The organism is Pseudolactococcus piscium, assembly GCF_002441695.1.
Lineage (GTDB): Bacteria > Bacillota > Bacilli > Lactobacillales > Streptococcaceae > Pseudolactococcus > Pseudolactococcus piscium.
In genome coordinates, this window is record NZ_JXJW01000014.1 from 34,561 (window position 1) to 61,228 (window position 26,668).

Below are 26,668 nucleotides of genomic sequence, written 5' to 3' on the forward strand. Positions count from 1 at the left end.
ATATTATACCATGTCTTAATCCGTGTTATACAGTTTATTTTCTCTTAAATTTATCGAGTATCTTTTTTATAAATGGTGCAACTTCAACTGTTTTATGAGTCAAGACTGGTCTGCCGTTTTTATGCTATTTGTTGTCTTATCATAAATCTTAACGCTTTTTATACTTTATCTTTTACTATTCATCATTAAAAAATGCATGATACATCCTATTTGTCAGCAATGATCTCTCAGATAAAAAATTTTAAAGCTAATATTTTTCAACCTGCTTTTAAATTTTGGTATAATTGAATTAGAAAGAGGTCTTATTATGTTTAATACTGAAAATATTTTATCAAATGAACAACGTGCCCATGATCTTGCTTTACTCATCGCACAAGCTGAAATCAATAAAACACTGGTTGCTCAAGTTAAGTCAGAAAATGAAGCAACTGAGTTAGACATCTACCCTCTTTATTTGACTGCTTATCATGAAGCACTCGAATCATTCTCTAAAGACTTTCCAGACTAATCAAACACATGTGCCTACCAATCTAGTTTGGTAGGTTTTTACATTGTCAAAATAAACCGGCTGATTATTTTTAGTTCTAGTCTAGCGGATCAGCTAGTTTTCCTAAATCGATTAAAAAATTTCTGAAGCTGACTTTTTTGATGTAAATACCAAATTAATTGTTGCCGCGATTTTTTTATCTTGCTATATCTTTTCTTTTGTTTTTGATAAAACTGCTGATGATAGTCTTCTGCTGGCCAAAATGTCGTCGCATCTCTAATCTCTGTTACGATTGGCTGCTCATATCTGCCAGAGTCGCTTAAGTCTTGTTTTGATTGCTGGGCAAGTGCTTTTTGACTTGCGTCTGCAACAAAAATAACGGACTTGTATTGCTCTCCCCTATCTTGAAATTGGCCAAAGGCATCCGTAGGATCTGTTATCAGCCAAAATAAATCGAGCAAGGCGTCATAAGTGATCAACCGTGTATCAAATATGATTTCTACTGCTTCAACATGGCCCGTATAGCCACCTAAAATTTGGTCATAGGTTGGGTGATCGACATGCCCACCAGTATAGCCTGACAAAACTGAGATGATACCAGTTTTTGTTTCAAAAGGTTCCACCATGCACCAAAAACAGCCACCAGCAAATACTGCACGCGCCTCATAAGGTAAATCCTGATGGGCATGCTTTGCCAGATCAATGGTTGTTTTAATGATTGGTTGATCCGTTATCTTTAAATAGAAATCTGCAAGGTCAGGTGTTAAATTGCTTCTAAGTGCTAATGGGCGTAAGGCCAGTTCAAGTTTTTTTAGAGGTGCTTTGACCTTACTTGTCACTGCTAATTCATCCTTGGCGATGATCAAGACAGACCGCTCCCAGTCACGTGTCCCTGGATTTAAGATAAGATTATAAATATCGTTTAATACTGCTTCTTTTGTCAGCGTCATCTCGTTCATCCTTTTTAGACGATTTTTTATAACTAGATTAGGAAAAAATAATCCCCTCTATGCCTACTTAAGTGATTCGTCTAAAGCATTACTTGCTCTCAGTAGTTGGGTCAATCATTTGCACAAGCTCAAACCTGCCATCTTCATAGGTCAGTTCAAATATGGCGCAATTGCCAAAAGGGAGTAAGCGTCTGACCGCTTCTTGTTCAAAATGGCGTTGTAACCACAGGTATATACTACCACCATGGGACACAACTAGACTCGTTTGCGCAGATGATGACACGATGTCAGTCATTGCTTTGTCCATCCGATCACTGACTGCCGTATCTGATTCTCCGCCATACCCAACATAGGCTTTGCCAAAGCTGATCGTCCCTTCATCTGGTTGCAATGGGGGTGGATTTAAGGTTGCATTTTGTCCCTCAAATAACCCAAAATCCCATTCAGAAAGCCTTCTATCTCTGGCATAGTCACCATCTTTTAAACCAGCCACAATCTCTAGTGTATCTGATGCGCGTTCTTTAGTAGATGAAACTGCCGCATCAAAGCTAATGCCTTGCTCCTTAAACCATTGGCCTGCTAATCTTGCTTGTGAGATGCCTAATGGGGTCAATGGTGCATCCCAAGCGCCTTGATTTAGTCCTGCAGCATTTAGTCTCGTTTGTCCATGTCTCATCAAATATAGGTGCTGCATCATTGGTCATACTCCACACGTTTTTCTACAAAATATACTGCCTCATTAGTTTCATTATATCATGTTTACCTGCTATTATTTATAACCCGCTACATGGGGGGCTATCTGAAAATAGATAGGCTATAAGGTGTAAGCAATTGACTTTAATCTTCATCTGCAATGACAGGGGTCCCCTGATGAAAAATCAGCTGCCAGTTTTCATCTGATTTAAGCCAAATATTACTTCTGAACGATAAGGTATTACTATTTTTTTCTTTTAGCTTGTAGAAAGATAATACACTACTATCACTCAAGACTTTGATATCGTATGATAAAATTTCATAGGCTTTAGGAGATACATCTAGTGTTGCTAACTTGGCATAATCTTGATAGTGATTTAAGTTACCAGAAGCTGTAATCTCGCTATATCTTTCATCTAATACCCCTAAGATTGTCTTGATATTACGCCGATTGTCAGCAGACAAATGTTGTTGGTCTAACTGTTTAAAAAATGCCTTATCCATCACTTACCACCGTGCTTTCTAATGATCATATTGCCTAATTGATATACCTGTTATACCAGTAGTATAGCATTTATCATGACACTAACTCAAGATGCTTGTAGCTATCTTATTTTCTATCATATGACCTATACTGTGCTATAATCTTACATACTGGAGGATTAAAATATGCAACCTATCAAACAAATTGAACATGACATCAAAGTAATCATAGACACCTGCGATCAGCTCATTCACGCAGAAAAATTTGATGACTTAATTAACTTTTATACGGAAGATGCGATTTTGGTCATTAAACCAGAGATGATTGCTAGGGGCAGGGAACAAATCAAGTCAGCATTCATCAAAATAGCTGCATATTTTGATAACTCTATCAAGCCGCTTGAAGGTCAGATGCTTTATCTGGTAACTGGCGATACCGTCTTAGTATTGGCACAGACCTTTTTAGAAGCTAATCAGACTGCTACGGATAAATCAGACTATGCTATGGAGAGACGTGCAACCTACATTTTTCGAAAAATCGACGGCAAGTGGTTATGTGCAATAGATAATTCTTATGGTACATCTCTTCTTGATTCACTTTAAACACTAACACTCAAGTCTATCAAGTTAAACAAAAAACGCCCCATCAGCTGACATATGCAGTCAGACTATGGGGCGTTTTATGATGTTGAACTGTGCAATCCTACTAAGCCTAAATATGTGCAATCGCGCGCAGTCTCTTATAGTCTGCAACCCAGTTAGTCCCATCCCAAAGCTCAGCTCGTACTGCATTTTCTAGTTCAGCTAGTAGGCTATCTTTATCGGCTTGACTAAAGTCTACCAAGTCAGTGGCAAAAAATTGACTCGCCCAATTTGCTAGCCCTTTTTCACCATCTTTAAGCACCGTAGGACGATCATAGATATAAAGGTCATCGATTATAAACCCGTTTTTTTCGAGTAATGTGCCAAATGCGTCGACAGTTGGAAAATTAAATCTTGATTTGTAGGTGTAGCCTTTGGCTGCTAGCAATTTTTTAAAGGCTTGTTCTATCGTTCCAATATTACCATAGCCACCAAACTCACAAATCAGTTTTCCAGACGATTTGAGTGATTGCTTAATATTTTTTAACAACTTGTCATGATCAGGAATCCAATGAAATACAGCATTTGAAAAAACAACATCCCATTCCTGCTCAAAGTTCATGTTCAGCGCATCCACTACCTCAAAAGGGACATTTGGATAAGTTTCTTTTGCTTTTTGAATCATGTCTGGAGAGCCATCTACTCCCAAAACGTCATGGTATTTATCTGAAATCTCAGAGGTTAAGGTACCAGTCCCACACCCTAAATCCAAGATTTTTTGGTCACTAGCTTCTGGTATATAGCTGAGTAATCCCTTGCCATATTCAGATACAAAATCATGTTTACCATCGTATAACGTCGAATCCCATTTCATAAGCTACCTCTTTTCTTATTCGTATTATAGCATAATGGCTAGTATCATTGGGATATAGCACAACAAAACGATGCTAAACTTAGGTTCTATCATTAATTATAAGGACATAGGGTCAATTTTTACCTGATTTATGACAATTGGACAAGATGGTTTTTAGCATCAAGTGAACACCCTTTGGTATAAATTGGGACAATATCAGGACTAAAACAAATACGATTGCCCATATTTTCAGCCATGTCTCCCAAATTAATTTGCCATTTGTTAAATAATTCAATAATAGACTTAAACTGCCAGTCGTAAGTAAGTTAGTGATTAACAAGTGAATCCTAACATAGGTCTTGTTTGATTCATCCATGCTATAGGGATACCTTTTCTGAACTTTCGAATAATACGATTGTATCTAGCTGCTCACTAAAGAAAGCTTTGGTATAGTATTTTTGGTGGTGTGCATAAAAAGCCTCTTTATTTTCCCATATCTCCCATAGCGCAAACCGCTCCTCATCTCTATCAAGGGGAACGATTTTAAATAAGATACACCCCGCCTCAATACTTGTCACTTCTTGCAATGCTGATAATTTCTCAATTAAATCATTGTACCCTATCTTTTTTGTAGATTGTACAATCGCAGTACAATACAAGAAAGGGTCTTTTAAATCATGCGTCATATCTTCCTCCTCTATTCTAATATTAGTGTATACTATAGAGTATGCTCCATAGCAAGGAAAAATTAGCATGTTTATAAAAGAATTTTCTGAGAAGACAGGTTTATCGATTGATACATTAAGATATTATGAAAACGAAAACCTCTTAACCCCTAAAAGAAATCAACACAATTATAGGGACTATACTGAATCTGATGTCTGTTGGGTTGAGTTACTATTAAAAATGAAGCAAACAGGGATGTCTATCAATGAAATAAAAGGGTATGCGGCGTTACAAGAGCAGGGAGATGTTTCGTTAGCTAATAGAATTGACATTTTAGATAAGCATTTGACTAGCCTTAAACAGGCTAAGGTAACTTTAGAGCAGACGATGTCTTTTGTTGAGCGAAAAATCAGTGGTTATAAACAAAGACTTCATTAAATGATTAACTTGTGAAGTTTTGCTTATTTCTGTTTTTTTGAGGACTACCGTCCTCTCTCCATTTTTCAGCTATAATCCGACAATCCTGAGGCAAATGCTATAGAAAAAACGATGGTGAACTTGGGTTCTACCATCGTTTTTTGTTATGTCATACCTAGTTAGAGACACTTATGACTCGATTCAACTAGTTCATCACTACTTTGCCCTTTTTCAAGTGCTTGCAATTTTTGCTCAACTTGAGAAATATGATCATCATAATGATCAATTTTGTAGGTCAGGTAATCAATCGCATACTGAATATCTACCTTTTTATCAGCCATAATGGCACGTTGCTCCTTGAGCAAGGCTAATTGGGCATCATGATGGTTTGCTTCATCATCAATCAAGCCCATATAGGTTTTAAGGGTTGCTATTGGCATCCCTGCCTGTCTCATTGACCTGACAAAAGAGATCCTACTTAGGGTTCTCTCCCCAAAGGTTCTAATACCAGAGGGCGTCCGATCAATCGTGGTCAGTAAGCCTACTTTTTCATAATAGCGAATGGTATTTGCTGAAACCCCACATTTTTCCGCTGCTTCTTTGATATTCATCTTAGCCTGCTATTATCCTTGAGAAACACGCAAGAGTGATTTGATTGTTTTACGTTCATCCATGTCCTGGTAAGCTGCTTGTATCTCATCGAGTTGATACGTTGCTGTGAACACTTTTCCTGGGTTGATTTCGCCATCTAGAACAGCCTGTAATAGCAACTCTTTATCCCAAAGTGAGACTGATGCAACACCACCAGTTAAGCCGATATTCTTAGCAAACAACCGTGTCATATACGGATTGTAGTCGACATCATGTGGAATCCCAACACGACCAATATTACCACCCGCACGCGCCACTTTAAAAGCTGTTTCGACAGAACTCTTAGTCCCAGCACACTCTAAAACAGCATCCGCACCAAGGCCGTCTGTCATCGCTAATATTTGATCAACGGCTGCTTGGTCACGTTCTTTAATGATTGCAGTCGCACCAAATTCTGTAGCCAAAGCACCACGATCAGCATGGCGACTCATCATAATAATTTGGTCTGCACCAAGTAATTTTGCACCAATAACAGCACAGAGACCAACTGCACCATCACCAAAGATGACAACTGTATCCCCTTTTTTAACTTGGGCAGCCTTAGCGGCATGGAACCCTGTAGGCATAACATCAGCAAGCGTTGTCAAACTAGCCAACTGTTCATCTGAGTAATCACTAGGTTGCCCTGGTACCTTAACAAGCGCACCATCTGCATTGATTGCTCGGTAGTATTCTGCTTGATGGGCACTCGTCGCACCAGCATCATTGATACAGTTTCCCTCAAAGCCAGCCTTACAAATTTTACAGTGGCCACACCCATGCGTAAACGGTACGATAACAAAATCACCTTTACGAAACTGCGTAACATCCTGGCCAACAGATTCGATGACGCCTATTGCTTCATGACCGACAACGCCTGGTTCCTTTTTAGAGATACCTCTGTACCACCAAAGGTCTGAGCCACAAACACAGGCTCTAACAATTTTAATCACGGCATCCGTCGAATTCTCTAGTTCTGGTTTTGGTAACTCCCGAACTTCCATTACGCCTGGTGCTACAAAATATGCAGATTTCATCTTTTTTCCTCTTTTCATTTATCGTTCATCTTATTTTATACCTTAGCCTTAAGGCTAAGTCAAGTAAAAGTGTTTAGTATTTGTCACAGGCCCATTTTATTTAGAAACTTGAACAGTATATCCTACAATTTTAGCACATTACTTAACCTAATCAGGCATATCTGCTTGTATTTAAAATTTTCTCCTACACAAAAAATGGTAGCTTAAACACCACCACTTTAGGATACACGACTCGTTGCAATTTAATTTTTCTTTACTAAGACTTGATCAACATCTAGACCAATTAAAATAAGCAGTCTAGCTAAGCACTTTGCATTAAAGTTTCTTTTCAACACCTTCCATAGGTGCCAACTCATTGGTATAGCTTTTTACTACTGCCTCATCTGTCGTAAAATGCATGACATCAAAGAAAGCACCTGTCAGAAAACTTTGCATTGCAGCCGGAATGGCGAGGTCATCCATTTCTTTAGGATCTAGCGTCTGACGAATACTTGCTTCATTACCAGATGCTACTTTTTGCACCCACTCTGGTTCCCTTATCAATTCACGACCGATTGCAATTAAACTAGCGCCCTTAGATAAGGCTTCTTCTGCATCTTGAGGTGTTTCGATTGAGCCAATACCGATAAGTGGGATTTGTTGTGACAGGATATTAGAGAAATGATGCAGCAACAAGGTCTTATCATCACGATCATTAAGAGAAGTCCGTTTATAGCTACCCATTGACAAGTGAATATAGTCGACATTATCCTTGATAGCTGAAACAAAATATAGTGAATCTGCCAAACGGATACCTGGTGTTTCAATCTCCTCAGGAGAGAGACGATAGCCTAATAAAAAACTATCTTTTCCATATTTTGTGATGACACGATTTACTTCAGCAAGTACTTTTTTTGCAAAAGATAATCGACCATCTCTATCTCCCCCCCATGCATCGGTTCTGAGATTAGCATTTGGTGAATAAAACTGTTGTAACAAGTAAGTATTGGCACCATGGAGTTCAACGCCATCAAATCCTGCTACAATAGCACGTCTTGTTGCTTGTCCAAAGTCGACTATAATTTGCTCAATCTCTGCTTCTGTTAATTCTCTTGCTACTTCTGAATTTGCCGGAAAGATTGCCTTAGTGGCGCTTGGGCCAACTGGTGTCTCACCAGCTAAAATCTTTTTAAATGATTTTCTGCCAGCATGAAAAATTTGTAAGATAGCTTTTGCACCATCTTTTTGGATAGTCGTAGCCAGTTTTGTTAAGCCAGGAATCATGTCATCACTAGCTACTGAGAGCTCTCCTTCAAATCCTTTGCCATTTGTACTGACATTAGCGACCTCAGTCACAATCATACCTGGTCCATCTGCACGTTTTGCATAGTAGGCTAACTCATCGTTAGTAACCATGCCATTATAAAAACTAGACATAGTCGTCGTGGGTGCCATGACCACTTTATTTTTTAGCTCAAGGCCATTATTAAATCGGTAGGGTGTTAAAAATTGATAGTTTGTCATATATATTCTCCTTTTATTAAGCTGTAATCTTCTTGATTAATACTTACATATGCTATTATAGATGCTATAGATGTTTGATTCAAGTAGGCACTATTTTGTAACATACGTACTAAATAGTACCTAAAATATAGGAGATAGGGTTATGGAAACAGTTTACAAGATGAGTATGGAAGCAACTTTAAGCGTAATAGGCGGTAAATGGAAACCGCTTATTCTATGCAATTTAGGACTTAATCCCATGCGATCTGGCGAATTAAAAAGAAGGATACCCAATGTTAGTCAAAAAGTTTTAACACAACAATTACGTGAGTTAGAAACAGATCATATTATCAATCGTATCGTCTTCAATGAAATGCCACCAAAAGTTATTTATGCACTAACAGATGAAGGCAAGACACTTAAAGATGTCCTAATCGCCATGTCTACTTGGGGAGAAAAAAGAATAAAATTAGAGCAAGAAAGAGGCAAGAATGTCAGTTTACTAACAGATGAGTATAGTGGCTTTTTAAATCTATAAAGCAATTGACTCTAGATTTGACATCCTTACTTTTTAGGTTCTTCATCAGCTAACACATTCAGTTATAACGTTAAAAAAAACTTACAGATCAACCTGTAAGTTTTTTTAACAATAAATGACTCACTTAACAACCATCACATTACACGGTGCATGATTCACAACGTATTGTGTTGTTGACCCAATGAATAATTTATCAATGACACCTGTACCAGTCGCACCAATGACAATCAGATCAATCTCATTGTCTTTAGCATACTGTACAATTTTTCGTTTTGCATTGCCATCGTAGAGGTCTTTATCGATTAAGTCAACCTCTCCGTTTACCAACTCAGTTACTTTACTGAGGATATCGCTGGCCATTTTATCCAGTGCTGTCGTCCCAGTGACAGACATATCCAAGGTATCATAGTAACGATTAGTTTCTTTAACGGTTAAGACCCATAACTTACCATCATTTCTTTTGGTAATTTCAATCGCTTCTCGAACTGCATTATAAGCTTGTTCTGATCCATCGACTGCAACCAGAATATTTTTGTATTGATCTTTCATAATGACACCTCACCTTCTAATTCTATTATAAAACTATGTGGATAAAAAAGACACTGATAACTAATGAATCGCCAAATTTTAGTGATGTTGCTACGCTTTCCTTATTTATCGTATCTGAGCTAAACAAGTTATGCGATACTGACTAAGTTTTTGCTTGCCTATTGACACTTTCACATATTTTTACATCAGTCTTTTCCCTTCAAATCCAGTTGATCCCTTTTTTGATAACTTATGCTATACTACAAATAAGTATGATTTTCTTTAATTTTTCAAATATTTTATTTTAGGAGGTCAATAATGCATAATCGAAAACTAACCCACATAACGTGGTTCATGGTTCTGATCTTTATATTTAATTATCTTGCTGCAAGCTGTCTTCATTATTTCTTATCCTATGCGCCACAAGCCTACCAAATCAATACATCAAGCTTCAAGCACTTAGTGGATGATTTGCTGGCTGACGCACCTATTTATGCCGTCACGATCACGACATACTTCCTTATTTTTGGCTTATTTGTCAGCCTACTTATTTTAACTGAATTATCAATACATCATCAACTCTGCTGGCACAAATTTTTAAGCGCAGTAAAACGACCTAAATTATATGGGTTTGTACTTGTTTTGATTATCATCTTACTACCACTTAATGAACTGGGTCTAAAAATACCAGTTGCCAACTATATGACCATTCCGCAAACATTCATGTCAATGATTGCTAACCCGTTTATCTTAACTGGCCTATCACTCCTATATATACTGATACTCTTTCTCGCCCTACGATTAAAACATATACCTTACTATCTGATTATAGATGGTATTAAACAGGAAAGTTTAATCAAGAAAAGTTGGCAAGCAACTCAAAAATCAGCTTGGCATAACTTTAGGCAACTCGGCTTTATTTTTGTCAAGATTGTATTTGCTTTTGCTATCCTTTCCGGCATACAATTTTTCATAGATATAGCGAATCATAGAAACTGGAGTGTCTTCACTGCCAATCTATTTACCTCACTGCTAGCAGGGGTACTCTATTTTTATACGGCTACCATCCTATACCTATTTCTCTCGAATCCAGATCAAAAAAGACAGGTACTACCACATCAGAAATATGTGCATATCAGAGCTGTTCTATTTTTTGTCATCATTGGCTTTTCTACTATTTTTTTATCAGGAAAACAATTAAAAGTAGCTCATCAAAATTATCTTGTCATTGCACATATGGGCATCACTTCCAAGTCAGATATCCCTAATACGATTAAGAATTTGAAAAAAGTACACGCGACGCATCCAGACTATGTAGAAATAGACATTCAAAAAACAAAAGACGGTCAGTATGTTTTAAGTCACGACCCTGCTATAAAAAATCAAGAGGATAAGTCATATCAAATTAGTGACTATAGCTGGGATCAATTAAAAGATATCACATTTTTACACGAGAATCAAAAAACAACATTATCAAATTTTAAGGATTATTTGATTCTTGCAAATGAGCTAAAACAAAAATTACTCGTCGAAGTAAAATTTAGTCAAACAGTTAGTAACCAGGAATTAAAAGCCTTTTCAGAAGACTTCGGCCAACTACTAGCTGAAAATAAAGCACAATTACAGTCCTTAAACCAAAACTCACTCATTAGAATTGATCAATTTTTGGATAATGATCTAGGTCTACTATCCCCTATTCAAAATGGAGTCAATCAATCAAAATTGAGTCAATTTTACGCCATTGAATCCTCTAGTTTAACTCAAAAAACGATTACGCAAGCGACTAGCGTCAACAAAACGATTTACGCATGGACGATTAACTCTCATAAAGAGATCCAAACAACTTATGCTGTAGGTGTGATAGGATTTATTACCGATTATCCTGCTAAAACACGACAATATTTGGAAAAAATATCAGATCGACCACACTATGCATTAGTTCCCACTGGTACACTACTACTAAAACGCTCTGATTTCTAGAGTGTTCATATTATGATTAGCTTTATCAGTTTAGTCGTATGCTATCATACTTATAGAAATAAAAAAAGTAGATGACAATTAGACCTAAACCTTCTTGCACACCTACCTATTTTAAATTTTTTGATGACAGTTATTCATAGCTATAGTAAGTAATCGGTCTACTCGTTTCTTCCCACTTTTGTAACTTTTTCGTTTCGGTTAAATAGCCAGGCAACAAGGCTATCCCTTGTCCAGCTTCAATACAAGTGATGATGTTTTCAAAAGAGTCAAGTTCAATCACGACCTTATCCTTAGCGAATTCAGCAAGTGTCTGTTGTCTAAAGGGGCAAGTCTCATCACGATTCACGAAGAAATAAGCACATTGTACATCATCAATCAATGGTGATGCTAAATAATACGCATCGATTGTTTTTCTAGTTTCCGCCATATCTGACACATGCTTTAACTTTAAAAAACTGACGATCCTATCAAAGCTATTTTTAAGTGATGCTGATGCGATATCTCTTGTTTTTTTGATGGTGATGGTGTCTTTAGCGATATCAATGGTTTGTAAATTGTTGATATCATCATTTAGGAGTAACTCGGATATCAGTATTATTTTCGTATCAGAGTGAAATGTCTGTTTTATAGTCGCTAAGTTTTGAATCGCTTCTTTTGCAAATAGATAAAACTTATCCCCATTTTTAGTCGGTGTTAAGCCATTATACCTCTGATAAAAAGTCTTGTAGCCATATCAAGCTCTAATTTCTTCAAACGTGCAGTCAGATTTGACTGAGCATAGCCTAAATGTATCGCACTTTGATTTAAGGATCCTGTCTCATAAATATCGACAAATATAGCTAAGTCATTAAAATTCATATCTGCTCATTTCACCTATCACTTTTTGTTATAAGTATATCATTTTCTGGTATTATGCAACACCCTCCTATTCTTTTATAATTAAGCTATCAAAGAAAAAGGAGTACTACCATGCAAGCAATGCGATATGATATTAGTTTACCTACTGATTATGATATGACAATCATCAGGGATCGGGTGAAAAATACAGGACACTTGATGTCTGGATTTCAAGATTTGTACGTCAAAATTTTCATGATTTCTGAAAAAAGTCAAGGTGCGCTTTCTAATAGCTACAGTCCACTTTATGTCTGGAAAAATACAGATGGCATGTCGAAATTCATCTTCGATGGTTATTTTGACAATATTTTAACGTCATTTGGTTGGCAACATATCGAAATTGGAATCACAACGACAGTCACTTTGGCAGATGACTTTATGTCAAGCCACTATGTTACTGAAGAAGTACAAGATATTCAAGAAACTAACGCGCTAAAGCAGGTTGACTGCCAAGACAAGCTAAGTGATGGGGAAACTGGAAAACTCGTGATCTATAATCCAGATAAATGGAAAAAAGTGATTTATCGGTTTTATAAGGAGAAACCTCAAACACAATATCGCTGTTTTGAAATCCTCTATATAGCCAGATAATATGGCCTCCTCTCTTAATTAACTCATACAATAGAAAACAGTTTTCTAATTTCCATCGTCTACTATGACGAAAGATACTGGAAGCAAAAATAGAATCATATTAAAATACAGTATCTGTAGCTAGCTATCATTTACCTACAAATTTCATCCAAATACTTGAATTAGCGTATATTATTAAGCGCTTTTTTGTTATAATAATTTTAACATTATTTTTAATAAGTCTGTTATTAAGGCTTTTTAGAGAACTCATCAATAACATAATCGATGAAAAAATAAAGGTATAACGACTACTGTAATACTAAATTATCCCATTTCGTGCAAATTTGATCCACGTTAAACCCAATTAGGAGGCTATATTATGAGTTTAAATGATGGCATAGAAACACCTGGAAAATCCAAAAAAACATCACTAAGAATCATCATTTTCTTAATAAGTGTCGTACTTATGATATGTGGTGCAATAACTAGTCTCGTAACTTACAGACCAAAATCCATTTCTACTTCACTAAATGCTAAGGTGGAAAAAAAGACTGGAAAAGTTGGGCAAGACATTATCATTAATGATGTCTACTATAAGGTAAATTCAGTTACTTACAATCCTGGTACAAAATATGCAATACCTAGAGCGGGCAATCAATTCGTCATTGTAAATATCACGGTGACGAATAAAGGGAAAAAGACGATTGACTATAATCTATTTGATTTCAAACTAGATGATAAAGGTAATCAAACAGCATTAACTGAATCGATCATTGGTGATGATGGCAAAAATATCGTGAATGATCGATTTCCAAGTGGCAGCCTTGCCCAAGGCGGTAGCGTAACAGGTACAATGGTAGGACAGGCAAAAATAGCAGATAAAGATAGCTATAACTTACTCTATCAATCAAATAGGCTGGCTAATAAAAAACAAATTACATTTAATTTAAACTAAATGTAAAATAGTACTGATACGTTTATCGCGCATCTTAAGCAGGACAAATACAGAGATTATTTATCTGTGTGTTTGTACTGCTTTTCGTTTTAAATCAGATGCATCTGTATCCATGAAAAGCGGTTGCTTCTTTTCCAATGTCAAATTTTGATATGTAACCTCCTAACATAAATAGTTTTTTACTATAAGTAAAGAAAACTATATAATTGCTTGATAAAAACTACTATAATTAGTACAATGAAGGCATCTGCAGACAACCTATAAAACACCTTACTAACTTTGCTTGGAGGCTATTCATTCATTACTAGTTTAGGTTTTCTTTTAAATTCTTATATAGATAAACATAGCGTGCAAACTTGATCCACGTTAAAAGCTACTAGGAGAGAATTATGAAAAAGGCGATTATTTTAGGGTTATTATTATGTTCAACCTTACTCGTAGGCTGTTCGAATAATAAGAAAACAACTGAAGCATCAAAAGAAAACAAAATCGAAAAAAGTACATCAAAAAATTCAGTCACAGAAAAAACGAGTTCAAAATCAGAAGTAACAAAGTCAACTGAGCAGACAGTGTCTGAGAGTGCTTCTCAGAACCCACCCCAATCCCAATCCGCTGCAGAACCAGCAGTAACTGAGCAGGATATTAACCCTGGTGCTATTTTTAACGGTGACATTAGTTCTATAGTAGGTAAATGGGAAGATACAAAAGGTGATTATATCATTATCAATAGCGACTATACTGTGACTCACTCATCAACACAAAGTTCTCCACACCCTTTTAAACTATATGAAGCTGACTACAACCAATTCATAGCAAATCCCGGACTTGTTGTTAGAGCCGAAGTTGGCGGGTATGCTATTATGTTATTCCCAATTGGTTATCATAATATGATAGGTGATCAATCTAACATAGATAGACCTAGACTTACATGGGGGAACTCGCCTTCTGAAGATTATTATTATAGAAAATAAAAAACGCTACTCACTCTGACATCTTCAGACATACCCACGTTTCTAAACTGCAGAGTTAGGTGTACCACTCCACATGATTCAGAAACGAGTATGTCATGCAAAGGAAGGCATTACCATAGACATTTATTTACACATCACAGAAAAATTAAGAAGGCTTAAAGGAATTCTAAAAGGTCCTTTAAGCCTTCTTTTTTTAATTGATAAAAAACTGCCCACTTTTCGCCCACCAAAATTGGCACATTGATACAACTTTATCCTGCTCATACTTTTTAAATTAAACTTATATACTTATTATAAATGTTGTAAGTATTTTATAATTGATTTTCCAGCTATTTTTTAAAAATCATCTTTTTTTATTCTTTGATTGAGTTCCCAGAGTGCTGTCTTGTCCAAATCAAAATGCAATAATTCAGTAGCTTCCTCATAACTTAACCACATATATTTTACATGTTCTTTAGATAAATTTATTTTAAGATTTTCAACACAATAAGAAAAAGAATATACCGGGATTACATATTGAGGTAAATTCGCCAATTCTGGGAAATGAGCAATTATAACAGACGCCATAGATTCAAGTTTAAATAAACTTTTATAATTAGACTTTATTCCAGTTTCTTCTTCAAGTTCTCTTAAAGCTGAATCAAAAATACTTTCCTGCCCTTCTCCTCCACCAGCAACAAATTGCCAAATCTTTAAATCACTTCTCTTAAAAATGCAAAACTTAATTTCATCATTTGTTTTAAAAAAGGGAATAACTAAAACATTATAATTTTGCCTCATAATTTTGATTACCAATCTTTTTAGTATACTTGAATCAGTCCAACACCATCTGATTGATTCAAGTATACTTTTCTGTTTATCTTTTGTCAAAAGAGAAGAGTTTATCCTGTATTGACATTGCATACTTATACGAAGATGTTCTGTCTGACTAACATTGCAGATACTTGGTCTACAGGGTGTTAGTGATAACTAAAAATATATAATTTGATATAAGTCTACCTGTTACTTTATATTCATAATAAACCTTATCCGCTTTATCTTCTTTCATCGCCGTGGTGTGTTCTGACAAGAAGAACCCTTGCCATTTCATCATGCTACGATCGTGATAGTTTCTGATTTCTTCAAATTGACTATAGCTTCTGTCTACTCTCGGCATGTATTTCTCCTTAAACAAAAAAGTGTTAGTATTTTAATGTGACACCCAAAATATAGACTTTCCAAAAGGAAGGTCTTTTCTAATGGCAAAATATTCATTTGATTTGAAACTAAAAGCAGTTATAGACTATGAACAAGGATTAGGTATTTATCAATTTATAGCTGATAAATACCATGTTAAGACGTCAGGTCGAATCAAAGACTGGGTTCAGATCAATTCCTTTAAGGGTTCTTTTTTTAATCGATAAAAACTCGCCCACTTTTCGCCCACCAAACAATATTTAGCCTAAAAACCTCCCACGATACCAAAACCAAGACATAAGAAAAACCCTTATAAAATAAGGGTTTAACACCGATATATTAACGACGGATTTCTTTGATACGCGCTGCTTTACCTTGAAGTGCACGGAGGTAATAAAGTTTAGCACGACGTACTTTACCGTAGCGGATTACTTCGATTTTTTCTACACGTGGTGTGTGGATTGGGAAGATACGTTCAACACCAACACCGTTTGAAATTTTACGAACTGTATAAGTTTCTGAGATGCCTTGACCTTTACGGGCAATAACAACACCTTCAAAAAGCTGGATACGTTCGCGCGTTCCTTCGACAACTTTAGCGTGAACACGCACAGAGTCACCAGGACGGAAAGCAGGGATGTCGCTGCGAAGTTGACCTTCGTTGATAGCTTCGATTAATGGATTCATTTTTTATTCTCCTCTTCTACCCATCTTAAAACTTACCGTAGTATTCGTGACATAGCACACGTTCCAGCGGATGAGCGGTTTATATGCGTCCATTACGCACCTAACTATTATATCAAGAATGATACTTATTTACAAGCTAATTATTGAAAAAACACCCAAAAATGACAGCTTCGTCTCTATATTGTCATCATAAATCAAAAATTTTGCCTGGATTTAGCATATTTTCAGGATCCAGTGCCACTTTCATCACTTTCATCGTCGTTAAGGCAATCGGATCGCTATATTTTTCAAAATAATATTTTTTGAGCATGCCAATCCCATGTTCAGCAGATGGTTTCCCACCTACTTGGGCGATATAGGCATAGAGCTGATCCAGATAGCGACTTAATTTATCTTCCCACACTGCATCTGATAAGTCATTTTTTATAATATTGGCATGGATATTCCCATCACCTGCATGACCAAAAAAGATAGCTGATAGGCCTTCTGCTTGCGCCAAGTTCTTTAATGCGACGATTGTTGATGCGATTTTGTTGACTGGCACGACAACATCTAGTGGCTCTTGTAAGCTCTCTAGTTCAACTGAGGAAACGATGGCGCCTCTAAGTTGCCAAACAGTTTGAAGGATTGCATCGTCTGTCAGCACTAGCGTATGCGCACTTAAGCTACTTAAGTAACGCAACTCTTGGGCTAATTGCCCCTCATCATTGCCATTCAAAGTAATGAGGAGGAAAGCCTCTCCAAAGATAGCAGGAAAGCTTAGACCCAATCCTTTTTCAGAATAGGCGATACTATCACGTTCAAAAAACTCAAGCGTCGCAGGCATAAGCCCACTAGACAGGATAGCAAATACCTTGGGTGAGAGTTGACTCAAACTATCAAATCCTAGTAGGATATCACGCCTAAATTTTGGTTTGGGCTGAATCTTTAAGTCAAGCTCGGTTATGACACCGAGTGTGCCCTCACTGCCGATAAAGACATCTTTTAGATCATAGCCTGAACTATCTTTGCGATTGATCGAGCCGACCTGCATGACTTGTCCACTTGCCAATACCACACGCATGCTCCGGATATTATCACGTGTCACGCCATACTTAATGGCACGCATACCACCAGCATTTGTCGCAGCATTCCCACCAATTGTTGCTAGTTTGCTACCAGGGTCAGGTGCATAAAAATAGGGTGTGTCTGCTAAATAATCTGAAATTTGGGCAATCGTCACACCTGCTTGGACTGTTAGCGTCAGGGTTTCACTGTCAAGGTTAATGATTTTGTTTAGCTTTTCTAAACTCATTAAGACTTGATGATTATCTGGAAACGTTGCACCTGAAAGTCCTGTATGTCCCCCGATGGTAATCAATTTTTGCTTTTTTATTCTGACAGTTTGCACCATATCGATAATATCATCTTCATGCATAGGGAAGAATATTACCTCTGCTTGTCCCTTTTCTCCAGTGACCCGATTAATTAAATACTTATCTGAAATATTCATCGCTTATTTTCATCCTCAACTATTGCTAAAACATCTGTCAGGCTATGGACGATAAAATCCGGATTAATGCCTGCCACTAGCGTTTCATTTCTTCTATTTAGCCAAACTGATCTGATACCAGTTGCATTTGCCCCTAAAATATCCGTAAGCAGATTATCGCCAACCATCAGAGTTGTCTGCTTGTCTGCTTGTAACCGAGAGAGAGCAAATTCAAAAAACGCAGGCGCAGGTTTACCTTGACCAAAGTCTCCAGAACTAATGATCCGTTTAAAGTACTTTCGAAGTTTAGGGACTTTCCTTAGCTTCAACTGCTGTAAAGCAGGCGCATCATTCGTCAAAAGGAGTAATGGATAGGCTTCGTAAAGCTGATCTAAAACCTCAAACGTATCCTCATATACCAGCACAGTCTCTATTCTGATTGCAATATACATCAGCTCTAACACTTTAGCCATTCGTCTATCAAAAATCCCTAGGGCTGCTAAGGTACGTAGCCAAACTTTTTCACGGTATAGCCTAATATGTTGAGCCAACTCCGGGAACCTTAATGTCTCATCATTGAACTTTCCCCATAATCCTTCGATAGGACTGATACCGATCATGACTGTAAAGTCATAAAAATCATAACTTTCAAAAAGTGCCAGTGCTTCTGCTTTCAGACAGGTTTCAAATTCATCGACAGAAAGATGAGGGTGCTTAGTTTGTAAAAATGATGTCAGTCTCTCCAATGCCATACGATCAGCATGGTCTGATGATAACAGTGTGTTATCAAGGTCAAATATAAGGGCTGTTACTGTCATCTACTACCTCATTTTCTTTCCTAAAATTTAAAACTTTTCATTTCCAGACAAGTTGCCTGTCTTACAAGACATCCCCATGCTATAGACATATAGTAGAGACAAGCTGATGTATTAAGATACACCATTTTTTAATGTTTGATCTTGTGCTTATTATATCATAAATGACTACTTTTATCCTGACTAACCAAGCTAGGTCGTATTGGCTACTAAGGTTATATCAGATGGTTTTCATTAGTCAAACCTTTTCTCTTTTCGCTTTATGTCTAATCGCCACTGTTAACTAATGATAGATCTGTAAAATAGAAAATGCGCTAACATCTTATGACATTAGCAGCATTTATCGTGTTAGTATAATGAGCTAAAGCTCATATCAAAGGGTTAATTCTGTAAGAAATAAATGAGGAGTGCTAGGATGGATCCGATTAAGGAGATACTCCAAAAGAAACTATCTACTCGCCATTCAGACCAAGGCTTACCTTTTCCTGAAAACCCACCTAGTTCAAAGTGATGATGTACAGGTGTCATCCGAAAAATGCGTTTGCCATGTGTCAGTTTAAAATACGAGACTTGCAACATGACACTAACAGTTTCAAATACATAAACAATCCCAATCAGTAGCAAGGTCCATTCCACATTTAAAAGAATTGAAATCGTACCTAAAACACCACCAAGTGCCAAGCTACCAACATCTCCCATAAAAATCTTTGCAGGTTTATGATTGAATAAAAAGAAAGCAAGTAAACTGCCAATAATGGCAAGTATGACAAGTAAGATATCAAACTGCTGTTGATGAATGGCTATGATCGCATAGGCAATCAAAGAAATAACGACAGACATGGTAGCTAAGCCATCAATACCATCTGTTAAATTTACTGCATTTGAAAAACCAACCAACCAAAAGACTAAGAAGACCATAAAGAACACGCCTAGTTCAATCTGATAGCCAAAGACATTCAATAAATTATCGCCAGCTTCATGCACATAGATAAGATAGGCAATGATACCAGTGATGATTTGTGCGACTAGTTTTTGTAAACTGGTCAGCCCTTGATTTATCTGCTTGAAAATCTTTAAAAAATCATCTAAGAAACCAACAATCGCAAACATGGCAAAGACAAACCAGAGGATCATAAAATCGGCCGTTAATAAGCCAGAAACAAGCGCAAAAAGCAAAGCAATCACTAAACTAACTGTGACAAAAACGACGCCTCCCATGGTTGGGGTACCAGCTTTTGCAGCATGTTGCTTAACATCTTCATGCATCTGTTGACCACCAATTTTTGCTTTGTGGTAAAAACGGATAAAAGATGGAATAGTGAACAAGGTGACAATAAATGCCACAACTCCTGCAATAAGTGAGTAAAATATCATAGTTAATTTCCGTTAATTGTATCTGCCAACCTCAATAAAGCGATATTAAATGACTTGATTCAGCATAAATTGAATAACTGTCCAACCTATCGAGTCAATTTAATACATCATTTATTTGAGTGTGACCGTCAATTTTTTCCCTTTCTTGATTGCCTCATTCATTTCGATGCTTTGCTTAGTAGCTTTACCATCCTCAGCACCATCATAAGTAACCGTCAATCCAGCCCATTTGGCCAGTATGTCAATATCTTGTTTAGACCAGTCATAAATATCAGGCATGGTTAATTTGCCATTAGTCAGTAGCAAAATTCGCTTGTTTGCACCGAGTTTTGTTCCCGGTTCAATAGACTGTTTGGTAATCACTGAACCGCTACCAATGACGACTGGCTGTAAAAGCTGTTGTCTAAGTAAATCGAGGGTATTACCTGGATTTTTACCTTCATAATTTGCTAAAGTAACCTTCGTTTCATTGCTAGTCTTGCTGATCGATTTATTCGATGTTGCATCGATCGTAGCTTTTGAATCATAGGCACGTTCTAATAAAGGATTAGCTACATTAGAAATAAAATTTAAACTCCAATGATCCGGTAAGGTAACCGTCATATAAAAAATATAATCCGGATTTACAGATGGCACCATGGCAACAGCAGAATAGAGATAAGCTGTGGTTCCTACATGGTAACCACCTTTTGGATCCGGTACTTGGGCAGTCCCTGTTTTAACTGAGACATCTTTACCAGCAACACGGAAATATGGTTGATTGGTACCCCAATCATATGCCGTACCATTGATATTATCTGTCCCAACATTAACCATATATTTTAAAACAGAGTCAGCTGTTGTCTTACTAACAGGCTTACCAATAATTTCTGGTGCTGAAATACGCTGTGTACTATCATCAGTATTGACTATTTTTGAAATGAAATGAGGTTCCAACATGGTACCGCCATTTGCTATAGCAGAATATCCACGTAACATCTGAGTCCCTGTCACAGAAATACCTTGACCAAAAGATGAGTTGACTTGAGATACGATATTATCGTCGGGTAATTTACCAAAGCCTTCACCACCAACACCCATTCGTGTCGGGATACCAAATCTAAAGCGATTAAGGTAGTTGTCCCAAGTTTTATCGCCCATTGCTATCTGTAGTTTTGACATCCCTACATTTGACGAATGAGCGAACCCTTGTGCATAGGTCAAACTCAATCCACCAGGATGTGTTTCTTTATCCCAGTCAGCAATCGGTGTATCACCAACTGATATCGGTGCTGAAGAATAAGTCGCATTTGCATTAAAAGTACCATTTTCGATGGCAGCAGCCATGGTAAAGAGTTTAAAGGTTGAGCCTGGTTCAAAACTAGATTGATACAGCAGATTACTTTGATTGTTTAGATTTTGTTTATCTGAAATAGTCGTATCTTTGGGCCCAATCACTTTTTGTGTAGATGGATCAAAAGTCGGTCTTTGTGTGGTCGCAAGTATCTCACCTGTATCTGCTTTAACTAAGGTCGCAACAACTTCTGTAGCAGTAAAGTTTTGAAGTGAGGTATCGACTAAAGTTTCCAAATAAGATTGTAAGCTTGAATCCAGTGTCGTATAGACATCTTGACCATCTTTTGCGGGTGTTACGGATTTTGCAATCCCTTTTAAAGTTTGGCCATCCTTATTTTTTTCTAAAGTTTCAACACCATTTTTTCCGGATAAGGTACTATCTAATGATGCCTCAATCCCAAATTGTCCGATCAGGCCTTTGGTATCATCATCACCATCTTTAAGGCCAGCAAGTCCTATAAAATTAGAGGCGAAGTTACCAGTGTAGGAGCGGGCAAGGTGTGAGGTAAAGCCAATCCCTGCTATCCCTTTGTCTTTGGCCTCTTTCTCGATTTGTTCTTTTAGTGTAAATGAAATATGCTTACCTTTTGTGCCAAATTCAACCTGACTTGCTTTAGGTATATTTAATTGACCTCTTGTATAACTCTCATCTATACCGAGCTTTTCTTTAAATATAGCAGCAACTTTACCAAAATCTTCACTACTCGCATATAATTTCTTACCTGCTGCCGAAACATATGTTTTATCTAAGATAACATAGATAGAGTAATCACTAGAGTCGGTCGCTATAGCGGCGCCTTCTCTATCAAAAATAGTGCCACGCTTTGCATAAATCGTTGTCGTTTCAGAATAATTTGATTTAGCAAGGGGAGATAATTTCACCCCATTACTGGAATCTGTTACAATGATCCATGAAAATCTAACGATAAAAACCGTAAACACAAGGAGAGCGAGAAAAAGAATATCCTGTGCAATCCGTTTACGGTTCTCTTGTGGGCTTAAACGCGTCTTACCCGCATTTATTGCAACTTTTCTAAAGGGAAAGGTTGCAATGTTTTTTAATATTTTTATCATTTATTTTATTGCCTTCATTACATTTTCCGGAATTGATTTAATTCCATTATCATTTGCTTGTTTGATGACACGTTCTTTACCCATCAACTCATCTATTTTTTGATCATAAGTTTTAAGCTGTGTTTCCTTGGTTGTCACTTCTGTTTGCGTATCTAGCGTATTTTGCTCAACTTCGATAATTTTTGTTCGAACATAAACCATCCCAATTGATAGCACAATGACTGAAAAAATAATAGAAAGGTAGAAACATTTTTCAACAATGGTCAAGTTTCGAAACTTACTTTTAAAAATATCTGGTGCAATAGAATCTGCCGAAATATTGTAACTACCATTTTGATTAGCTGTTTTAATATCGAAATACTCTTTTGGTTTTGCTGCCATGTTTTCTTACCTTTCTATTTTGATGCTACCTAACTGGGTTGCTAAGGCTATCTAGGCCTTAACTTTCGTCAAGTACCTCACACCTACTCTTTTTAATTTTTTTGGGCCACTCTAAGTTTAGCTGAATGTGCCCGATTATTAACTGCTAATTCTTCGTCGGAAGCCAAGACTGGTTTGCGATTTACCAAAGTCAGTAGTGGCAACATATCATCAGGTATCATCGGTAACCCTCTTGGAATATCAACGTTTGCATACTCTTTAAATAAAGATTTTGTTAACTTATCTTCTAAAGAATGGAAAGTAATGACTGAAATCCTGCCACCCTGATTTAGCATGTGGATAGCAGTTTCAATCGATTCTGCAGCAGCGCCAAGCTCATCATTTACTTCTATTCTAATCGCCTGGAAAATACGTTTTGCCGGATGACCTTTTTTCTTTAATTCTTTTTGGGGTAAAGCTGATTTAATTAATTCAGCTAATTCTAAAGTGGTATTGATTGGCTGAACTTCTCTTGCTTTTTCAATTTTTCTAGCGATCTGCTTAGAAAATTTTTCCTCACCGTAGCGACTAAAAATACGCATCAGATCATTAAAAGCATAAGTATTGACAACATCATGTGCAGTCAATTCTTGAGACTGATCCATCCGCATATCTAATCTTGCATCTTTTCGATAAGAAAAACCACGTTGACTATCGTCAAATTGCGGGCTAGATACCCCTAAATCATAGAGGATACCATCAAATCCTGTGACATCTAGGGCTGCAAGTGCCTCCCGAAGATGTCTAAAATTATTTTTTATCAGTGTGACACGGTTCGCGTCGAGTTGTGATTTTAATTTTACTTTTGCATTTTCATGTGCTGTTTCATCCTGATCAAAGGCATATAGATGGCCTGTTGTCAGCTTACTTAGTAAATACTCACTATGTCCTGCGCCACCAAGCGTCGCATCTATATAAATGCCATCTGGTTTGACTTCTAGCATATCAACGGTTTCATGAAGCAGAACGGTATCATGCTTAAAAGTTATTTGATGTGGCATATAGGCTCACTTTCTAAAGGTAGGGGACAGTAATTAGTTAATACAAACACCTTTTATTATAACAAAAAAATCTAGTAATTTCTAGATTTTTAAGGAAATGTAATATTTGATTGATATAGTGATCTAGTTGACTGCCAAATTTATAAGGCGATTTATTTACCCTCGGGTTTGACCTGTCCCATTGATCAAGTATTTATAAGACGTTAATGCTTCTAGTCCCATCGGTCCTCTAGCATGGAGTTTCTGTGTCGAAATACCAATTTCTGCACCAAATCCAAAGGCAAAGCCATCCGTAAATCGTGTTGAGGCATTGACATAAACTGCTGCTGCATCGATCTGTGCTTGAAACTGCTCCGCATGTGCAATATTATCAGTGATGATACTCTCAGAATGTTTTGTACCGTAGTGATTAATATGGGCGATGGCTTGATCAAGATCAGACACAACTTTTACTGACATAGTATAATCCAGATATTCTGTCGAAAAATCTGCATCCGTCGCAGGTGTTCCAGTCATTAGGTTTATGGCAATGTCATCTAGACGGAAATCAACTGGCTGTACTGCATCAATAGCTTTCTGGAGTTTTGGTAAAAACGCAGCAGCAACCTTTTCATGGACAACTAAACTCTCTGCCGCGTTACAAACACTTGGTCTTTGTACTTTAGCGTTAATGACGATTTTCGTCGCCATATCCAGATCAGCAAATTCATCAACATAGATACTAACATTTCCACTACCAGTTTCGATGATTGGGACGCGAGACTGTTCTTTAATCGTCCGGATTAAGCCAGCCCCTCCTCTTGGAATCAGGACATCTAAATACTCAGTCGCAAGCATCATTTGTCTTGCCACTTCATGACTGGTATCCGTCACCAAACCAACCGCATGTTCCGTAATTCCTTGTGCAACTAAAGTCGCTTTGATGACGGTAACGAGTGCCTTATTTGAATTTATCGCATCTTTACCCCCACGTAAAATGACGGCATTATTGGTTTTAAAACAGAGTGAAAAGGCATCTATCGTGACATTTGGCCGGCTTTCAAAAATCATGCCGATGACGCCGATCGGTACGCGCGTTTGTAGCACTTTCAAACCATCAAGATTTGTGAACCCCGTCATCACTTGACCGACAGGATCTGCTAATGTCGCAACCTGTCTAATTCCTTCTGCCATGTCAAGAATACGCTCAGCAGTTAGTCTGAGTCGATCAACCATGATGTCATTCACACCATTATCCTGGGCATGCGCTAAATCTTTGGCATTTTCAAGGACGATAAAGTCAGTTTCCGCAATCAGGGCTTGGGCCAATGCGTGAAGTAAGGCATTTTTTTCAAGTGTCGAGAGTTTTGCTAGTTCAAATGCTGCTGTTTTAGCGTGTTTTCCTAGAGTACCAATCATCTGTTTACCTCAATCTATCTCATCTTTTTACGAAGTTTATAGGCAAGATCACTTAGCTTATAGAGTAAGCTGTTTACTGGAATGTTAAATTCTCCAGCATATTCTTCAATCGACGGGTTAAAATGTTTTTTAAACTTTAATAAGCCATCTGATGCTGCTAATGAATTTTCAAGTCCACCCATATTTAGGGTATCAGCCCCTTGCTCAAAGGCATGGTTAATCGCTTCATACCAAGCTAAATATGACGGATAATATTTTTGAAAGTCTGTATCAGTTCCAGCATACAAGGTTTCTGCTGCCCCACCAAATGTAAGGGTCAGTGTGCCAGCAACAGGAACGATATTGCCACGTTCTTCAATAATAGCAGTCAACTCTTTGATATTTTTATCAACTATCTCAAGGTCACTTGTTAATGCTTTTAACCGTTTTTCATTTTTAGCATTTGCTATATTATCCACTATTTTAGCATAGTTTTCTTTAGTTTCCGTCAATAATTGTCCGAAATCCATTTTAATCAGGTTAATAAAGGCTTCTTTCTGATAGACATCAAGTAATTTGGTATAATAGGTCGCATTTCTTAGGCTGACATTTTTACGAGATTCAGTTTTCTTCATTAATTCTGAAAACTCAGGAACTAAATCAGTCCCCCCTACTTCAGCCACTGGATGTGAATTGCGTGCTTTTCTCAAAAACTGGCGTGTTTTCTTGCTTAACGCTGCCTCTGAAAATCCCTCACGATGAATCACAGCATTGAACCGCGGCTGGATCGTATCATGCATATCAGAGGTTAAGCCAGACCACTTGACACCCAAACTTTGTAGCGTTTCTATCAAGTCTTTTGCTTCTGACGCTAAAATTGCTGGATCAAATTTGATAAAGAGGGCATGCTTTGATTTACCATATTTTTTAAGTTCTGAGATGACAAACTTAAGAAATGCCTTGTCAGCATAATCTAAAGCGATGCCTCTCGGGATATATAACATGGTAAAGCCAAGTGGTAAGGGTTTAATCAAAATGCTTACACTTGCTTTTAACTGCTGATTGTCGTAAAAGCCGATACGCTCATGCTGCCAGCCTTCTTTTATTTTTGCCCAACTTGCGGATTGTAACAAGTTCACCAAAGGTGATGTCACAACCAGTTGATCATGTTCAGCTGCTGATAAGCCGATTTTTACTGTATACATACTAACTCCTATAT

The 26,668-nt window shown here is 37.2% G+C and carries 31 protein-coding genes; 9 read left to right on the forward strand and 22 right to left on the reverse strand.

What is annotated here, in order from left to right:
* Window positions 1-307: 307 nt before the first annotated feature.
* On the forward strand, window positions 308-508 hold the full coding sequence (locus RU86_RS07600) for a hypothetical protein (RefSeq protein WP_047915347.1): 201 nt from the start codon (window positions 308-310) through the stop codon (window positions 506-508).
* Between the two features lie 89 nt (window positions 509-597).
* On the opposite strand, the gene msrA is transcribed toward RU86_RS07600, so the two are convergent.
* The 3 genes from msrA to RU86_RS07615 form a co-directional block, all read right to left on the reverse strand.
* On the reverse strand, window positions 598-1,437 hold the full coding sequence (gene msrA, locus RU86_RS07605; RefSeq protein WP_096814792.1) for a peptide-methionine (S)-S-oxide reductase MsrA: 840 nt from the start codon (window positions 1,435-1,437) through the stop codon (window positions 598-600).
* Window positions 1,438-1,525: 88 nt separating this feature from the next.
* Window positions 1,526-2,134, reverse strand: a complete 609-nt coding sequence (locus tag RU86_RS07610; RefSeq protein ID WP_245810502.1) for a histidine phosphatase family protein — start codon at window positions 2,132-2,134, stop codon at window positions 1,526-1,528.
* Window positions 2,135-2,274: 140 nt separating this feature from the next.
* A complete protein-coding gene (locus tag RU86_RS07615; RefSeq protein WP_096814793.1) occupies window positions 2,275-2,634 on the reverse strand; it encodes a DUF4440 domain-containing protein in 360 nt (119 codons plus the stop codon).
* Window positions 2,635-2,799: 165 nt separating this feature from the next.
* Here RU86_RS07615 and RU86_RS07620 point away from each other — a divergent pair, with 165 nt between their 5' ends.
* Window positions 2,800-3,216, forward strand: a complete 417-nt coding sequence (locus RU86_RS07620) for a YybH family protein (protein ID WP_096814794.1) — start codon at window positions 2,800-2,802, stop codon at window positions 3,214-3,216.
* A gap of 109 nt (window positions 3,217-3,325) precedes the next feature.
* Here the strand turns inward: RU86_RS07620 and RU86_RS07625 are convergent, their stop codons facing one another.
* Together RU86_RS07625 and RU86_RS07635 are read right to left on the reverse strand one after the other, a co-directional pair.
* Window positions 3,326-4,069, reverse strand: a complete 744-nt coding sequence (locus tag RU86_RS07625) for a class I SAM-dependent methyltransferase (RefSeq protein ID WP_096814795.1) — start codon at window positions 4,067-4,069, stop codon at window positions 3,326-3,328.
* Between the two features lie 356 nt (window positions 4,070-4,425).
* Entirely contained in the window at window positions 4,426-4,734 is a 309-nt protein-coding gene (locus RU86_RS07635) for a putative quinol monooxygenase (protein ID WP_096814797.1), read from the reverse strand.
* 67 nt (window positions 4,735-4,801) lie between these two features.
* On the opposite strand from RU86_RS07635, the gene RU86_RS07640 reads away from it, so the two are divergent.
* Complete coding sequence (locus RU86_RS07640) at window positions 4,802-5,152, forward strand: MerR family transcriptional regulator (protein WP_096814798.1); 351 nt, start codon at window positions 4,802-4,804, stop codon at window positions 5,150-5,152.
* Between the two features lie 158 nt (window positions 5,153-5,310).
* On the opposite strand, the gene RU86_RS07645 is transcribed toward RU86_RS07640, so the two are convergent.
* From RU86_RS07645 to RU86_RS07655, 3 genes are all read right to left on the reverse strand, one after another.
* The gene (locus RU86_RS07645; RefSeq protein ID WP_096814799.1) at window positions 5,311-5,742 is read right to left on the reverse strand and encodes a MerR family transcriptional regulator; all 432 of its coding nucleotides are present in this window, start codon (window positions 5,740-5,742) and stop codon (window positions 5,311-5,313) included.
* A gap of 12 nt (window positions 5,743-5,754) precedes the next feature.
* On the reverse strand, window positions 5,755-6,798 hold the full coding sequence (locus RU86_RS07650; protein ID WP_096814800.1) for a zinc-binding dehydrogenase: 1,044 nt from the start codon (window positions 6,796-6,798) through the stop codon (window positions 5,755-5,757).
* A gap of 315 nt (window positions 6,799-7,113) precedes the next feature.
* A complete protein-coding gene (locus RU86_RS07655) occupies window positions 7,114-8,301 on the reverse strand; it encodes an NADH-dependent flavin oxidoreductase (protein ID WP_096814801.1) in 1,188 nt (395 codons plus the stop codon).
* Window positions 8,302-8,443: 142 nt separating this feature from the next.
* Between RU86_RS07655 and RU86_RS07660 the strand changes: the two genes are divergently transcribed.
* The gene (locus tag RU86_RS07660) at window positions 8,444-8,818 is read left to right on the forward strand and encodes a winged helix-turn-helix transcriptional regulator (protein WP_096814802.1); all 375 of its coding nucleotides are present in this window, start codon (window positions 8,444-8,446) and stop codon (window positions 8,816-8,818) included.
* 120 nt (window positions 8,819-8,938) lie between these two features.
* Here RU86_RS07660 and RU86_RS07665 read toward each other — a convergent pair whose 3' ends face one another.
* On the reverse strand, window positions 8,939-9,367 hold the full coding sequence (locus tag RU86_RS07665) for a universal stress protein (RefSeq protein ID WP_047915337.1): 429 nt from the start codon (window positions 9,365-9,367) through the stop codon (window positions 8,939-8,941).
* Between the two features lie 297 nt (window positions 9,368-9,664).
* Between RU86_RS07665 and RU86_RS07670 the strand changes: the two genes are divergently transcribed.
* Entirely contained in the window at window positions 9,665-11,326 is a 1,662-nt protein-coding gene (locus RU86_RS07670) for a glycerophosphodiester phosphodiesterase family protein (protein ID WP_096814803.1), read from the forward strand.
* Between the two features lie 130 nt (window positions 11,327-11,456).
* On the opposite strand, the gene RU86_RS07675 is transcribed toward RU86_RS07670, so the two are convergent.
* Together RU86_RS07675 and RU86_RS07680 are read right to left on the reverse strand one after the other, a co-directional pair.
* The gene (locus tag RU86_RS07675; protein ID WP_096814804.1) at window positions 11,457-11,753 is read right to left on the reverse strand and encodes a type 2 periplasmic-binding domain-containing protein; all 297 of its coding nucleotides are present in this window, start codon (window positions 11,751-11,753) and stop codon (window positions 11,457-11,459) included.
* Window positions 11,754-12,019: 266 nt separating this feature from the next.
* Window positions 12,020-12,184 (reverse strand): helix-turn-helix domain-containing protein, encoded by a 165-nt coding sequence (locus RU86_RS07680; protein ID WP_096814805.1) that lies wholly within the window; start codon window positions 12,182-12,184, stop codon window positions 12,020-12,022.
* 111 nt (window positions 12,185-12,295) lie between these two features.
* Between RU86_RS07680 and RU86_RS07685 the strand changes: the two genes are divergently transcribed.
* The 3 genes from RU86_RS07685 to RU86_RS07695 all read left to right on the forward strand — a co-directional run bounded on the left by RU86_RS07685 (window position 12,296) and on the right by RU86_RS07695 (window position 14,719).
* Window positions 12,296-12,814 (forward strand): DUF4865 family protein, encoded by a 519-nt coding sequence (locus RU86_RS07685; protein ID WP_096814806.1) that lies wholly within the window; start codon window positions 12,296-12,298, stop codon window positions 12,812-12,814.
* Between the two features lie 358 nt (window positions 12,815-13,172).
* The gene (locus tag RU86_RS07690) at window positions 13,173-13,748 is read left to right on the forward strand and encodes a DUF4352 domain-containing protein (protein WP_096814807.1); all 576 of its coding nucleotides are present in this window, start codon (window positions 13,173-13,175) and stop codon (window positions 13,746-13,748) included.
* 389 nt (window positions 13,749-14,137) lie between these two features.
* Complete coding sequence (locus RU86_RS07695; RefSeq protein WP_096814808.1) at window positions 14,138-14,719, forward strand: DUF6287 domain-containing protein; 582 nt, start codon at window positions 14,138-14,140, stop codon at window positions 14,717-14,719.
* 336 nt (window positions 14,720-15,055) lie between these two features.
* Here RU86_RS07695 and RU86_RS07700 read toward each other — a convergent pair whose 3' ends face one another.
* The gene (locus RU86_RS07700) at window positions 15,056-15,589 is read right to left on the reverse strand and encodes an NUDIX hydrolase (RefSeq protein ID WP_179296247.1); all 534 of its coding nucleotides are present in this window, start codon (window positions 15,587-15,589) and stop codon (window positions 15,056-15,058) included.
* 79 nt (window positions 15,590-15,668) lie between these two features.
* Window positions 15,669-15,875, reverse strand: a complete 207-nt coding sequence (locus RU86_RS07705; RefSeq protein ID WP_096814810.1) for a hypothetical protein — start codon at window positions 15,873-15,875, stop codon at window positions 15,669-15,671.
* Window positions 15,876-15,957: 82 nt separating this feature from the next.
* On the opposite strand from RU86_RS07705, the gene RU86_RS12100 reads away from it, so the two are divergent.
* Window positions 15,958-16,122, forward strand: a complete 165-nt coding sequence (locus tag RU86_RS12100) for a hypothetical protein (protein ID WP_179296248.1) — start codon at window positions 15,958-15,960, stop codon at window positions 16,120-16,122.
* 112 nt (window positions 16,123-16,234) lie between these two features.
* On the opposite strand, the gene rplS is transcribed toward RU86_RS12100, so the two are convergent.
* The 9 genes from rplS to RU86_RS07750 form a co-directional block, all read right to left on the reverse strand.
* A complete protein-coding gene (rplS, locus tag RU86_RS07710) occupies window positions 16,235-16,582 on the reverse strand; it encodes a 50S ribosomal protein L19 (RefSeq protein ID WP_047915332.1) in 348 nt (115 codons plus the stop codon).
* A 187-nt stretch (window positions 16,583-16,769) separates the two neighbouring features.
* Window positions 16,770-18,074, reverse strand: coding sequence for an FAD-binding oxidoreductase (locus RU86_RS07715; RefSeq protein WP_096814811.1), 1,305 nt, complete (start codon window positions 18,072-18,074; stop codon window positions 16,770-16,772).
* A complete protein-coding gene (locus RU86_RS07720) occupies window positions 18,071-18,871 on the reverse strand; it encodes an HAD family hydrolase (protein WP_096814812.1) in 801 nt (266 codons plus the stop codon). The genes RU86_RS07715 and RU86_RS07720 overlap by 4 nt, the downstream gene beginning before the upstream one ends.
* A gap of 378 nt (window positions 18,872-19,249) precedes the next feature.
* Entirely contained in the window at window positions 19,250-20,239 is a 990-nt protein-coding gene (gene mraY / locus RU86_RS07725) for a phospho-N-acetylmuramoyl-pentapeptide-transferase (protein ID WP_096814838.1), read from the reverse strand.
* A gap of 114 nt (window positions 20,240-20,353) precedes the next feature.
* Window positions 20,354-22,651: a penicillin-binding transpeptidase domain-containing protein gene (locus tag RU86_RS07730; protein WP_096814813.1), complete on the reverse strand. Its 2,298-nt coding sequence runs from the start codon at window positions 22,649-22,651 to the stop codon at window positions 20,354-20,356.
* Complete coding sequence (locus tag RU86_RS07735; RefSeq protein WP_096814814.1) at window positions 22,652-23,032, reverse strand: cell division protein FtsL; 381 nt, start codon at window positions 23,030-23,032, stop codon at window positions 22,652-22,654.
* A gap of 92 nt (window positions 23,033-23,124) precedes the next feature.
* Window positions 23,125-24,072 (reverse strand): 16S rRNA (cytosine(1402)-N(4))-methyltransferase RsmH, encoded by a 948-nt coding sequence (gene rsmH / locus RU86_RS07740; RefSeq protein ID WP_096814815.1) that lies wholly within the window; start codon window positions 24,070-24,072, stop codon window positions 23,125-23,127.
* Between the two features lie 156 nt (window positions 24,073-24,228).
* Window positions 24,229-25,470 (reverse strand): glutamate-5-semialdehyde dehydrogenase, encoded by a 1,242-nt coding sequence (locus tag RU86_RS07745; protein ID WP_096814816.1) that lies wholly within the window; start codon window positions 25,468-25,470, stop codon window positions 24,229-24,231.
* A 14-nt stretch (window positions 25,471-25,484) separates the two neighbouring features.
* Window positions 25,485-26,654, reverse strand: coding sequence for a peptidoglycan bridge formation glycyltransferase FemA/FemB family protein (locus tag RU86_RS07750; RefSeq protein WP_096814817.1), 1,170 nt, complete (start codon window positions 26,652-26,654; stop codon window positions 25,485-25,487).
* Window positions 26,655-26,668: the final 14 nt, after the last annotated feature.

What these genes read in the sequence shown, in the direction of transcription:
- RU86_RS07600 (WP_047915347.1), top strand. Translation starts at nt 308, where the DNA reads ATGTTTAATACTGAAAATATTTTATCAAATGAACAACGTGCCCATGAT.
- msrA (WP_096814792.1), bottom strand. Translation starts at nt 1,437, where the DNA reads ATGACGCTGACAAAAGAAGCAGTATTAAACGATATTTATAATCTTATC.
- RU86_RS07610 (WP_245810502.1), bottom strand. Translation starts at nt 2,134, where the DNA reads ATGATGCAGCACCTATATTTGATGAGACATGGACAAACGAGACTAAAT.
- RU86_RS07615 (WP_096814793.1), bottom strand. Translation starts at nt 2,634, where the DNA reads ATGGATAAGGCATTTTTTAAACAGTTAGACCAACAACATTTGTCTGCT.
- RU86_RS07620 (WP_096814794.1), top strand. Translation starts at nt 2,800, where the DNA reads ATGCAACCTATCAAACAAATTGAACATGACATCAAAGTAATCATAGAC.
- RU86_RS07625 (WP_096814795.1), bottom strand. Translation starts at nt 4,069, where the DNA reads ATGAAATGGGATTCGACGTTATACGATGGTAAACATGATTTTGTATCT.
- RU86_RS07635 (WP_096814797.1), bottom strand. Translation starts at nt 4,734, where the DNA reads ATGACGCATGATTTAAAAGACCCTTTCTTGTATTGTACTGCGATTGTA.
- RU86_RS07640 (WP_096814798.1), top strand. Translation starts at nt 4,802, where the DNA reads ATGTTTATAAAAGAATTTTCTGAGAAGACAGGTTTATCGATTGATACA.
- RU86_RS07645 (WP_096814799.1), bottom strand. Translation starts at nt 5,742, where the DNA reads ATGAATATCAAAGAAGCAGCGGAAAAATGTGGGGTTTCAGCAAATACC.
- RU86_RS07650 (WP_096814800.1), bottom strand. Translation starts at nt 6,798, where the DNA reads ATGAAATCTGCATATTTTGTAGCACCAGGCGTAATGGAAGTTCGGGAG.
- RU86_RS07655 (WP_096814801.1), bottom strand. Translation starts at nt 8,301, where the DNA reads ATGACAAACTATCAATTTTTAACACCCTACCGATTTAATAATGGCCTT.
- RU86_RS07660 (WP_096814802.1), top strand. Translation starts at nt 8,444, where the DNA reads ATGGAAACAGTTTACAAGATGAGTATGGAAGCAACTTTAAGCGTAATA.
- RU86_RS07665 (WP_047915337.1), bottom strand. Translation starts at nt 9,367, where the DNA reads ATGAAAGATCAATACAAAAATATTCTGGTTGCAGTCGATGGATCAGAA.
- RU86_RS07670 (WP_096814803.1), top strand. Translation starts at nt 9,665, where the DNA reads ATGCATAATCGAAAACTAACCCACATAACGTGGTTCATGGTTCTGATC.
- RU86_RS07675 (WP_096814804.1), bottom strand. Translation starts at nt 11,753, where the DNA reads ATGGCGGAAACTAGAAAAACAATCGATGCGTATTATTTAGCATCACCA.
- RU86_RS07680 (WP_096814805.1), bottom strand. Translation starts at nt 12,184, where the DNA reads ATGAATTTTAATGACTTAGCTATATTTGTCGATATTTATGAGACAGGA.
- RU86_RS07685 (WP_096814806.1), top strand. Translation starts at nt 12,296, where the DNA reads ATGCAAGCAATGCGATATGATATTAGTTTACCTACTGATTATGATATG.
- RU86_RS07690 (WP_096814807.1), top strand. Translation starts at nt 13,173, where the DNA reads ATGAGTTTAAATGATGGCATAGAAACACCTGGAAAATCCAAAAAAACA.
- RU86_RS07695 (WP_096814808.1), top strand. Translation starts at nt 14,138, where the DNA reads ATGAAAAAGGCGATTATTTTAGGGTTATTATTATGTTCAACCTTACTC.
- RU86_RS07705 (WP_096814810.1), bottom strand. Translation starts at nt 15,875, where the DNA reads ATGCCGAGAGTAGACAGAAGCTATAGTCAATTTGAAGAAATCAGAAAC.
- RU86_RS12100 (WP_179296248.1), top strand. Translation starts at nt 15,958, where the DNA reads ATGGCAAAATATTCATTTGATTTGAAACTAAAAGCAGTTATAGACTAT.
- rplS (WP_047915332.1), bottom strand. Translation starts at nt 16,582, where the DNA reads ATGAATCCATTAATCGAAGCTATCAACGAAGGTCAACTTCGCAGCGAC.
- RU86_RS07715 (WP_096814811.1), bottom strand. Translation starts at nt 18,074, where the DNA reads ATGAATATTTCAGATAAGTATTTAATTAATCGGGTCACTGGAGAAAAG.
- RU86_RS07720 (WP_096814812.1), bottom strand. Translation starts at nt 18,871, where the DNA reads ATGACAGTAACAGCCCTTATATTTGACCTTGATAACACACTGTTATCA.
- RU86_RS07730 (WP_096814813.1), bottom strand. Translation starts at nt 22,651, where the DNA reads ATGATAAAAATATTAAAAAACATTGCAACCTTTCCCTTTAGAAAAGTT.
- RU86_RS07735 (WP_096814814.1), bottom strand. Translation starts at nt 23,032, where the DNA reads ATGGCAGCAAAACCAAAAGAGTATTTCGATATTAAAACAGCTAATCAA.
- rsmH (WP_096814815.1), bottom strand. Translation starts at nt 24,072, where the DNA reads ATGCCACATCAAATAACTTTTAAGCATGATACCGTTCTGCTTCATGAA.
- RU86_RS07745 (WP_096814816.1), bottom strand. Translation starts at nt 25,470, where the DNA reads ATGATTGGTACTCTAGGAAAACACGCTAAAACAGCAGCATTTGAACTA.
- RU86_RS07750 (WP_096814817.1), bottom strand. Translation starts at nt 26,654, where the DNA reads ATGTATACAGTAAAAATCGGCTTATCAGCAGCTGAACATGATCAACTG.